The organism is Arenibacter latericius DSM 15913 (assembly GCF_000424985.1).
Lineage (GTDB): Bacteria > Bacteroidota > Bacteroidia > Flavobacteriales > Flavobacteriaceae > Arenibacter > Arenibacter latericius.
On sequence record NZ_AUKX01000104.1, the window covers coordinates 1 to 1,358 of the forward strand.

Genomic DNA, 1,358 nt, shown 5'->3' on the forward strand with positions numbered 1-1,358 from the left:
GGGACTAGACCATAAACTGTGTAAGTAGAAAATAGAGGGTAAACTAAACGCTTTATTTTATAAACTTGCCTGCGATAAAAATCCAGGTACTAATCTTACACAACAAATGAAAAAAGAAGATCTATTTGATGATGAGTTTCTGAAACAGTTTAAATCAGGAGAAGAACTCAGCAATTTTCTAAAACAAATTCAGAAAAGAGGACTTGAGAAAATGCTCGAAGGGGAACTTGATGGTCACCTGGATTATCAAAAACATCACAAATCTGTTTCCGGTAATACCAGAAACGGCTATTCAGAAAAGAAGATCAAGAGTTCCTTCGGCGAGGATACCATTAAAGTTCCAAGAGATCGTAATGGTTCTTTTAACCCAATGATTGTCCAAAAGCGGCGGAACATGGTAGATGGCATAGAAAATGTCATTGTCTCTTTGTACGCTAAAGGAATGAGTAACAGCGATATTGAAGAGCAACTCTCTGAGATTTATAACTTTAATGTCTCCTCCACGACGATCTCAAGAATCACAGATCGCATCACCAATGATATTGTGGCATGGCAGAATAGACCATTGGAGCCTGTTTATCTAATTGTCTGGATGGATGGCATCGTCTTCAAAGTTCGAGAGAACTCTAAGGTGGTCAACAAGACCATCTATATCGCCGTAGGACTTAGACGCGACGGAAAGAAAGAAGTGTTGGGGCTGTGGCTTGGGAAGAATGAATCCGCAGCTTTCTGGATGAGTGTACTGACTGACATGAAAGCCCGTGGGGTTGAGGATATACTTATCACAGCCACCGATAATCTCAATGGCTTTACCGACACCATTAGAACTGTTTTTCCTGAATCCAGTACTCAGATCTGCGTGGTTCACCAGATCCGAAATGCTTGTAGGTATGTGGTATGGAAGGATAAAAAAGAGTTCACCAAGGATATGAAATCTATCTACGATGCTCCCAACAAGCAAGCTGCAGAGGCTGCTTTGGAAGATTTTTCCGCTAAATGGAACTCCAAGTACTCTTATGCCGTAAAAAGCTGGAGAGACAATTGGGAAGACCTAACTGTCTTCTATGAATTTCCGCTGGAAATCAGAAAGATAATCTATACCACCAACCTGATTGAAAATTTAAATGGCAAGATCAGGAAGTACACCAAAAATAAATTATCGTTCCCTACCGATGAGGCTGTAATGAAATCTGTATATTTGGCTGTGAGGGAAGCAACAAAAAAATGGTCGATGCCCATCAGGAACTGGGGAATTATCCTCAATCAATTCCTGACTTTATATGAAGAAAGAGTCAAACTCTAAGTTATGCTTAAGCACCCTCTATTTTCTACTTACACAAATTGCGGGATAGTGTCAA

Annotated in this window: 1 protein-coding gene; it reads left to right on the forward strand. The window is 40.1% G+C overall.

Annotated elements, in window-relative coordinates; genetic code table 11:
* The first annotated feature begins 106 nt into the window (after window positions 1–106).
* A complete protein-coding gene (locus H344_RS0116795) occupies window positions 107–1,303 on the forward strand; it encodes an IS256 family transposase (protein ID WP_026811328.1) in 1,197 nt (398 codons plus the stop codon).
* Window positions 1,304–1,358 lie beyond the last annotated feature (55 nt).